The 9,124-nt window shown below is 26.9% G+C and carries 8 protein-coding genes; all 8 read left to right on the top strand.

Translation table 11 applies throughout. From position 1 onward, the window contains the following. The first annotated feature begins 171 nt into the window (after window positions 1-171). Genes L992_RS03605 through L992_RS03570 form a run of 8 tightly spaced genes read left to right on the top strand, consistent with a single transcriptional unit; the run spans window position 172 to window position 8,868 of the window. Window positions 172-1,785, top strand: coding sequence for an aryl-sulfate sulfotransferase N-terminal domain-containing protein (locus L992_RS03605; RefSeq protein ID WP_047383379.1), 1,614 nt, complete (start codon window positions 172-174; stop codon window positions 1,783-1,785). Next, window positions 1,785-3,020 (top strand): exopolysaccharide biosynthesis polyprenyl glycosylphosphotransferase, encoded by a 1,236-nt coding sequence (locus L992_RS03600; RefSeq protein ID WP_047383382.1) that lies wholly within the window; start codon window positions 1,785-1,787, stop codon window positions 3,018-3,020. Before L992_RS03605 ends, L992_RS03600 begins: the two co-directional genes overlap by 1 nt. 7 nt (window positions 3,021-3,027) lie before the next feature. Then, the gene (locus L992_RS03595; RefSeq protein ID WP_052193896.1) at window positions 3,028-3,828 is read left to right on the top strand and encodes a glycosyltransferase family A protein; all 801 of its coding nucleotides are present in this window, start codon (window positions 3,028-3,030) and stop codon (window positions 3,826-3,828) included. Next, window positions 3,825-4,883 carry a glycosyltransferase gene (locus L992_RS03590; RefSeq protein ID WP_047394467.1) on the top strand — a complete coding sequence of 353 codons (1,059 nt, stop codon included), beginning with the start codon at window positions 3,825-3,827 and terminating at the stop codon, window positions 4,881-4,883. The genes L992_RS03595 and L992_RS03590 overlap by 4 nt, the downstream gene beginning before the upstream one ends. Then, on the top strand, window positions 4,880-6,001 hold the full coding sequence (locus L992_RS03585) for an EpsG family protein (RefSeq protein ID WP_052193895.1): 1,122 nt from the start codon (window positions 4,880-4,882) through the stop codon (window positions 5,999-6,001). The genes L992_RS03590 and L992_RS03585 overlap by 4 nt, the downstream gene beginning before the upstream one ends. Before the next feature lie 13 nt (window positions 6,002-6,014). Next, window positions 6,015-7,127 (top strand): glycosyltransferase family 4 protein, encoded by a 1,113-nt coding sequence (locus L992_RS03580; protein WP_047383386.1) that lies wholly within the window; start codon window positions 6,015-6,017, stop codon window positions 7,125-7,127. Then, window positions 7,112-8,098, top strand: a complete 987-nt coding sequence (locus tag L992_RS03575) for a glycosyltransferase (RefSeq protein WP_047394464.1) — start codon at window positions 7,112-7,114, stop codon at window positions 8,096-8,098. Before L992_RS03580 ends, L992_RS03575 begins: the two co-directional genes overlap by 16 nt. Window positions 8,099-8,106: 8 nt before the next feature. Beyond that, window positions 8,107-8,868, top strand: coding sequence for a glycosyltransferase (locus tag L992_RS03570; protein ID WP_052191771.1), 762 nt, complete (start codon window positions 8,107-8,109; stop codon window positions 8,866-8,868). Window positions 8,869-9,124: the final 256 nt, after the last annotated feature.

Here is a 9,124-nt window from a genome sequence, read left to right as displayed (position 1 = left end):
GAGCGCACGACTGTTAATCGTGTTGTCGCTGGTTCGAGCCCAGCAAGAAGCGCCATTTTTTTATTTTTTGTAAAAATAAATTTTAAGAGCGTATTCGCTCTTTTTTTTATACATTTTTTTCAAGATAGTGTATAATAATAAAGAATTGTTAAAATTTCAAAGGGGTGAAAAATGATAAAAAGAGAAAAGATAATTGTACTGCTTATTTCAGTAATTGTAATAATTTTTGGTATAGGTTTAGTATTAAACAAAAGAACAATAGAAACGGCTATAAAAAATAATGAAAGTTTATCGGATTTATATCAAAAAAATGAGAAAAGAAAAAATGAAAAAATATTTTCTATAAAATTAAAAGATGGTAATCTAAAAAGAATATTAGAGAATTTATCATCAGATAAGATGGATATAGCAACATCTATTTTAAAGGATGGTAAATTAGTTGATTTTATAAACAATCCTAATGTAGATTCATATCTTAAAAATACAGATTATAATAAAGCTATAGAGAATGCAAAAGTAATTAAAGGTTTGAAAGATTTATTGTCATTATCTCCAGAGATTGGAAAATATTTCAAGGAAGAATTAATTAAAAACAATTTTGAAATTTTTATAAGAACGATTGAAAATAGACCTGAAGTTATAAAAATAAAAGATAGAATAACAAAACTATTACCTATAAAAAATAGTAAGAGTGTATTTGAAAAATTATCAGAAGAAAATTTAATAAATATTAGTGAAATGTTATCAAAATCTCCTATGACAATAGAGTTTGTAGAAAAAAAAGATATAAAAAAATATAACTTAGAAGAGGTTGTAGAGATTAGTAAAACATTATATAAAATAGGGGAAATTAATCCTGTTTTAGCTATTGAAATTAATGATATGCTAGAGGGATTTGATATAAGAAAAGCTGCTCTTTATGGAGATCTTTATGTAGAAGACGAGAGATTCGAAAAACAAATAAGAAAAGAGTTTGAAGGAGGAGATTATACTTTTGATAATCCATATTTAAAATATAACCCTTATGGAAGAACTCCTTTAGCTTATGGTATGAAATATGGAGAAAATGAAAAAATGGAGCTTTTAAGAGTTACTATATTAGGTGTAGGAGGAATGCCTAATTTTAGTTATGAAAAAAAATATTTTCCAGGAGAATTATTTCCGATAGTTGGATTATATCCTAAAATAGAAAATACAGTTTTATTAGAACAACTTAATCCTGGTGATAAAAAAGTTTTAAAAAGTAAAAGAATTAAATTAAAAACATATTCAGTAGATGATAGGCTTCCTGCGATTTATGTAGAAAAGAGAATTCCAGGGAGTATACAACCAGGATTTAACTTAGCTTCTTATAATTTAAAAGATGAAGGTTTACCATTTGCTTTTGATAGCATGGGAAATATTCGATATATTTTAAAAACAGGTAAAGATATGAGAAGAGTAAAAATTGAAAAAGAGGATTCGGGAGTATGGGAAGTAAGAAATGATGAAGATAAATTCCAATTGAATATACTTGGAAAAATTTTAGGAAGAATTGGAAGAGAAGATGAAGACAAAACTACAAAAAATAAAAAAACTAAATATTTAGTTAGAAATAATAATGTATTGACTGTATTGTCATATAAAGATGACGTTTATCCATCAGCTTTATTTTCAGAGTACGGGTTAGATTCTAAAGATGAGGTTTTTAAAGCAATTATATTTTATGATAAAGATGGTGCTGATGAGAATATAATAGAGGACGGAGAAAGAGTGGTTCTTTATGAAGGAGATAGTGAAAACTAATGCTAAGATTATTTTATATGGGGGCTCTAGGAGCTATATTTTCAATTTTAATGGGATTATTTAATTTAACATCAGAAACAAGTTTGATTGGAATAGGAGTATTATTTTTTATTTTATTGGGACTTTATTTGTTTGATTTAATGAATTTCGATGTACCAAGATATAGTTTAAAAAATTATGTAACTATATTTATATTAAATATTTTCTTTTTCTTTATTTGGTTTTTAATTAGTTGGGATTTTTGGTTAATAATATTTTGTACTCTATTCACTTCAATAATAATATTCTTGAGAACAGTTATAAATATTATTACATATAGAATTAAACCAGTTTCTATATATGGAGAAGGTGAATTGAAGTATAATTTAGAAAAAAGTTTAGAAAAATTAGAAGGATATAAACATATTCATTTTTCTGGTGATATAGATGAGTTAGAAGAGTTTGTAGAAAAAAACGGGATTAAGTTATTACTTTTAGGTAAAATGAGGTTAGAAGAAAAAGAAATTGAAAAAATCTTAAAGATTAAATTAAGAAATACCCATGTAATGGGATATTTAGATTATATGTTAGAAATCGAAAAAAAAATAGAGGTTTCATATATAAATGAAGAGTGGTTATTGAATGCATATGGTTTTGAAATCTTGAGAAGTAAATTTCAAAATAAGGTTAAAAGAGTTTTTGATATTGGAATGTCCATCATTATTGGCTTAATGACATTTCCAGTTATGATTATAGCTGCTATTATAGTAAGATTAGAAAGTCCAGGACCTATTATTTATTCACAAGCAAGAGTTGGAGAAAATGAAAAAGAATTTTTAGTTTATAAATTTAGAAGTATGAGGCAGGATGCAGAAAAAGATGGTGCAAAATGGGCTCAAAAAAATGATCCGAGAGTAACAAAGTTTGGAAATTTTATGAGAAAAACAAGAATTGATGAACTTCCTCAACTTTTAAATGTTATAAAAGGAGATATGAGTTTTATAGGACCAAGACCAGAGAGAATGGTATTTATAAAAGAACTTGAGAAGCAAATCCCATATTATGGATTAAGACATATGGTAAAACCAGGATTAACAGGTTGGGCACAAGTGATGTATCCCTATGGAGCTACGGTTGAAGATGCTAAAAATAAGTTAGAATATGATTTATACTATATAAAGTGTTATAGCCTGTATTTGGATATAATTATATTATTTAAAACGCTTAAAACCGTTGTATTTGGAAAAGGAAGGTAAGAGAAAGATGTTAACCATATTTACACCTACTTATAATAGGGAAAGTACCTTAGAGAGGTTGTATAAAAGTTTAAAGAATCAAACACTAAAGAATTTTGAATGGATTATTGTTGATGATGGATCAACTGATAATACGAAAAATTTAATAGAGAGCTTTATAAAAGAAGATGAATTTTCGATTGTTTATAAAAAAGTTGAAAATGGTGGAAAAATGAGAGCTATAAATATAGGAGCGCTTTTAGCCACAAAAGAGTTTTTTTTCATTGTAGACAGTGATGATTATTTAAATGAAAAAGCAGTTGAGATAATCCAAGAAGAGATTGTAACGTTACCTTTAGATTATGCTGGATTAGTTTTTAGAAAAGTTGAAATATTAGATAATGGTTCTCCTGTGAAGGAAAAAGAAAGTTTTGGTGAAGATCAGATAGATAGTACACCAATTAATATTTTTTATAAAAAGAAAATTTTGGGAGATAAAGCTGAAATCATAAGAACATCAATAATGAGAGAGTATCCTTTTCCAGAAATCGAAGGAGAAAAATTTGTTCCCGAAGGTTATATATGGAATCAAATAGGAGAAAACTATATGTTTAGATATATAGATAAAGGAATATATTATTATCAATATTTAGAAGATGGATATACACGAAAATTTTCTGAAATTATAAAAAATAATCCAAAAGGAATGAAACTTTACTATAGCTATATGATAAAAACAAATATACCATTAAAAAATAAAATAAAATTTTTGATTAGGTTACTTCAGTCGATTTGCTATGAAAGAAAAAAAGATAGGAGAAATAAATGAAAATACTTCATATAATAACATCTTTGGAATTAGGTGGCGCAGAGAAGTTATTGCTAGATTTGATTCCTGCTCAAAAAAGACAAGGAGCAGATGTAGAGCTGTTAGTTTTGGATACTAATGGAGAGAAATTTTTAGAAGAGTATGAAAAGAGAGGTATAAAAGTTCATAGAACTAAGATAAATAATAGAATGAGTTTTAAAAATATTTTTGAAATAACGAAGTTATTGAAGAGTCAAAAAATAGATATTGTTCATGCTCATTTAGTACACTCACAAATTTGGACAAGTTTTGCGAGATATTTTAATAGAAGTATTATCTATGTAACAACTGAACACAGTACTCATAATAGAAGAAGAGAGAAAAAGGTATATAAATATTTAGATAGATTTATTTATAACTCATTTAGCAAAGTTATTGCAATCTCAGAAGCGACAGCAAGAGAATTAATAAAATGGACAGGAATTAGTTTAAAAAAGATTGAAGTTATACCAAACGGAGTTTCTTTAAGAGCTTTTATGGGAAAACAGAAAGAGCGTAAGGGAAATAACTTAGTCATGGTATCTAGATTTCATCCATCTAAGGATCACATAACGGTTGTAAGAGCCCTAGAGAAACTTCCTAAAGAATATACACTTACATTTATTGGAGAAGGTGAAACAGAAGAAGCTGTAAAAAGAGAGGTTTTAATGTTAAAACTAGAAGACAGAGTACAGTTTTTAGGATATTCGAATTCTGTTCCAGCGTTGTTAAAAAGAGCAGATATAGCAATTCAATCATCAAATTTTGAAGGGTTTGGTTTAAGTGCATTAGAGGCTATGGCCTCTGGGACTCCTATTATAGCGAGTAATGTAGAAGGACTAGCAAATATAGTTTCAGGTTCTGGATTGTTGTTTAAAGCTGGAGATGTAAATGATTTGGTTCAAAATATAAAACAATTGGAAGATCCTAAAATCTACTTAGACAAAAGTAGATCTGGGATTAAAGGAAGCCTAGTTTATTCAATAGAATCGACGGCTAAAAAATATATAGAATTATATAAAGAGGCGCTAAAATGATATATTTGATTATAGCTATAGTATTATTAATGCTTGGAGTTTTTGATATTTTTTACAAAGATAAAGAAAAGAAAGAATTAATATTAAAAGTTATAATAGTTTGTTTAATTTTATTTTTAGGAACTAGAGGTTTTTTAGGGTGGGATTGGTATTTTTATTACCCATCTTTTATGGAAGGGACTTACACCTATGAAAAGGGATATATGCTTTATACCTCTTTTATAGGTAATATTTTTAAAAATTATATATTTTATCAGTTTGTAACAACAACAATTGATTTTATTGCACTATACTATATTTTTAAAAGGTATTGCAAATATCCTATAATGGCTTTTGCTATTTTTTTTAGTATACAGGGATTTCATATGGAAGTTGAACTTTTAAGAAATATGAAAGCGATAATATTATTTTTATTCTCTTTAAAATATATTGAAGAGCGTAAGATTATACCGTTTTTATTATTAAATATAATTGGAGTTTCTTTCCATATGAGTGGGATTTTATATCTACCAATGTATTTTATTTTAAATTATACTTATGAAAAACGGATAGTTTTAGGAATTTTTATAATTGGTAGTTTTTATTATCTTTTAAATTTAAAGGGTATTGAGCTGCTATTAAACTATAACTGGGATTTTTTACCAACTATAATAGCTGATAAAATTGTTAACTATAAAAGCATCCTTCCAGCAAACCTAGAAAGAGGTCTAAATTTATTTTATATAGAGAGAGCGATTTTATTTTTACTAGCTTATAAATATGAAAATAATAATATCATAAAAAATAGTTTGTATATTTGGGTGGTGATATTTTTATTTACATCAGAATTATCTGTAGCTTCTTTAAGAATAGGAATTCTGTTTATTTATAGTGTTTGGCTAACTTTAACAAGATCATTAGAAAATTTCGAGAGAAAAGAATTTATGGTGGCTATAGTAATGGCTTTATCTTTGATTAGAATATATAGGAGCACTACCTTTCCAGGGAACACAATAAATTATAATTACAAAAATGCACTTTTTAATGAATTAAACTATAAAGAGAGAGAACTTGAAATAATAAAAGGGAAAAAGTATTTAAAAGAAAGTCATGGCAAAGAGTTGTTAATTCAATACTAATGAGAGGTATATTATGAAAAAATTAAAAATATTTTTTACAGCCAATGTGCTTTGGGATATTTATATATTTAGATATGGAGTAATTAAAGCTCTGATAAATGATGGGCATGAGGTAATAGTAATTGCACCTAATGATACAAGAATAAATTTTTTAGAAGAGCTAGGAATAAGACATATTCCTATAGAATTAAATATGAGAGGTATAAATCCAGTAAAAGATTTTAAACTTCTATTACAATTAAAAGCAATCTATAAAAAAGAGCAACCTGATATTGTTTTTCATTATACAATAAAACCAAATATTTACGGGACAATAGCAGCAAAGATAGCTGGGATAAAAAGTATCGCGGTCTTGACAGGATTAGGTTACTCTTTTGTTGAAGGTGGAATAATTTCAAGTATTGCAAAAAAAATGTATAAGTTTTCATTGAAATTTTCAAAAGAGGTTTGGGTTTTGAATGATGATGATAAAGAAACCTTAATAAAGCAAAAGATAGTACCAACAGAAAAAATCTTTATTTTACCAGGAGAAGGAGTAAATATAGAAAAATTTTCACCTGTTGAAAGAGAAGAGAATCAAGAGTTAATATTTCTAATGGTTGCTAGGGCTTTTTTTGATAAAGGCGTAAGAGAGTTTGTTGAAGCAGCAAAAATTATAAAAAATAAAAATTATAAAGTTAAATTTTGGTTTTTGGGTGCTTTAGGTGGAAATGCTGCAAACGGTGTAGATAGTGCTAAAATGGACGAGTATGTTAAAAGTGGTATATTGGAATATTTAGGGCATAGAAAAGATGTGGAAGTGCTTATAAACGCTTCTGACTGTGTAATATTACCATCTTATAGAGAGGGAATATCTAAAGTATTAATGGAAGCTGCAAGTATGGAAAAACCTATTATAGCTTCAAATGTAACAGGATGTAAAGAGATTGTAGATGATAATGTCAACGGATACTTAGTAAAAGCAAAGGATTCAGTTGATTTGGCTAATAAAATTGAATCATTTATAAAGTTATCTTTAGAAGAGAAAAAAACTATGGGAAAAAAGGGTAGAGAGAAAATAATTAGACAGTTTGATGAAAAAATAATAATAGATATATATAGGAGAAAGCTATGGAACTTACAATAATTGTACCTGTTTATAATGTAGAAGATTATTTAGATGAATGCCTAGAAAGTATTTATAAAGTAAAGGATATAAATTATGAAGTTGTTTTAGTAAATGATGGTTCGAAAGATAATAGTTTAAATATTTTAAAAAAATATAAGGAACTTTATCCAACAAAAACAAAGATAATAGATAAAGAAAATGGAGGATTATCCTCGGCAAGAAATGCAGGAATAAAAGAAGCTAGAGGGGAATATTTAGCTTTTATTGATAGTGATGATATAATTGATTCAAGTGGTTTTGAAAACTTTTTTAAAGAGGGTCAAAAATTAGATTTAGACGTTATGGTTGGTAATATGAGATATTTTTCTGATAATAAAGTTGGAGAACCTCTATTTAGATCTCAAGAGATAAAGGATTTTACAGTAAGTAAGGGGACTAAGTTTTTTTTAACGTTATTTCAAGGAACTAAATGTTTTAGAGAAGAAGTTGTAGATGATATATATAAAAGAGAGTTTATATGTGAAAATAAGCTTTATTTTCATGATAATTTAATTCATGAGGATAGTTATTTTACTCCAATGGTTTATTTGAAAGCTAAAAGAGTTAAGTATATTGATATTGCCTTTTATTATTATAGACAAAGAACAGGAAGTATAATGAGTATTGTTAATGATAGAAGTGTAGATTCATTAGAGAAAATATGTTATATGTTATTAAGTGAGTTTTCAAAGACAGATGAATACGGAAGAGAAGCTTTATCTAAGTTATTACCAAGTTTTTATAAGGTTGTTCTTTATAGATATATAAATTCAGGTAAAGATTACAAAGGCAAATTGAAAAATTATAGAGAGATATTTAAAGAAGTTAGAGGTATGAGAAACAAAAATATAGAAGAGATTTTAATCTATTTTGCTCCTATAGTTTCTAATTTTTTAAGAAAAATTGTGGGTAAAAGTATAGGAAATACTCAGAAAATACCTAAATTCTAGGAGGATTTATGGAAAAAAAGATACATTATATATGGCTAGGAAAAGGATCTAAACCTAATCTGATGGATATTTGTATAAATTCATGGAGAGAAAAGTTACCGGAGTATGAAATAATAGAGTGGAATGAAGAAAATTTAGATTTTTATAACGAGATTGAGAAAAATAGATTTTTGAAAGAGTGTTATAAAAGAAAACTTTGGGCTTTTTTATCTGATTATTTTAGAGCTAAAGTTCTGTATGAACATGGAGGAATATATTTAGATTCTGATATGCAAATTTTAAAATCTTTAGATTCTTTTTTAGAAGATAGAGTCTTTTTAGGAATGGAAGATGAAAAACAAGCAAGTGCAGGAATAATAGGTTCAGAGAAGGGACATGTTTTTTTTAAAAAAATATTAGAATTTTATCAAGAAGATATTTGGAATGTAAACATCTATACAATTCCAGCAATTCTTCAATATATATTAGAAAGAGACTACAACTTTAAAGCTGAAAATAGACAGATTTTTTTAAATGATGGAATAAAAATATATCCTTTTGAGTATTTTTATCCATATCACTTTACAGAGGAGTTTTCTTACGAAAAAATAAAAAAGAACACTTATGGTATACATTGGTGGGGTAAAAGTTGGCATGGAAATAATAAAAAATTATATTTTTTAGAGTTCAAAACAGTTAAAGGATATAAAAAAAAATTAATAAATTTATTAATTTTTTTAAATCTTTTAGAACCTGCAAGAAAAATATATGAGAAATTTATAAAAAAATAAATAGAGCATAACATGCTAGAACTCCTTTAAAAACAAGGGAGTTTTAGTATGTGCAGAAAAAAAATAAAAAAACTTTAAAAAAAATAAAAAAACTTGTTGACTTTATTTATAATTTATGATATTATTATTAATGTCCGTGAGGGACAGCGAAGCGCGAAAGCGACAAGCTCCTTCAACTAGGAAGCCTGGGTGGCGGAATAGGTAGACGCACGGGACTTAAAATCCCGAGCTATCTGATAGCGTGCCGGTTCGATTC

This window comes from Cetobacterium sp. ZOR0034 (genome assembly GCF_000799075.1).
Taxonomy (GTDB): Bacteria; Fusobacteriota; Fusobacteriia; order Fusobacteriales; family Fusobacteriaceae; genus Cetobacterium_A.
The sequence above is the reverse complement of the archived record's forward strand: the minus strand, read 5'-3'. Positions and strand labels throughout refer to the sequence as shown.

What these genes read in the sequence shown, in the direction of transcription:
- L992_RS03585 (WP_052193895.1), top strand. Translation starts at nt 4,880, where the DNA reads ATGATATATTTGATTATAGCTATAGTATTATTAATGCTTGGAGTTTTT.
- L992_RS03580 (WP_047383386.1), top strand. Translation starts at nt 6,015, where the DNA reads ATGAAAAAATTAAAAATATTTTTTACAGCCAATGTGCTTTGGGATATT.
- L992_RS03590 (WP_047394467.1), top strand. Translation starts at nt 3,825, where the DNA reads ATGAAAATACTTCATATAATAACATCTTTGGAATTAGGTGGCGCAGAG.
- L992_RS03595 (WP_052193896.1), top strand. Translation starts at nt 3,028, where the DNA reads ATGTTAACCATATTTACACCTACTTATAATAGGGAAAGTACCTTAGAG.
- L992_RS03600 (WP_047383382.1), top strand. Translation starts at nt 1,785, where the DNA reads ATGCTAAGATTATTTTATATGGGGGCTCTAGGAGCTATATTTTCAATT.
- L992_RS03575 (WP_047394464.1), top strand. Translation starts at nt 7,112, where the DNA reads ATGGAACTTACAATAATTGTACCTGTTTATAATGTAGAAGATTATTTA.
- L992_RS03605 (WP_047383379.1), top strand. Translation starts at nt 172, where the DNA reads ATGATAAAAAGAGAAAAGATAATTGTACTGCTTATTTCAGTAATTGTA.
- L992_RS03570 (WP_052191771.1), top strand. Translation starts at nt 8,107, where the DNA reads ATGGAAAAAAAGATACATTATATATGGCTAGGAAAAGGATCTAAACCT.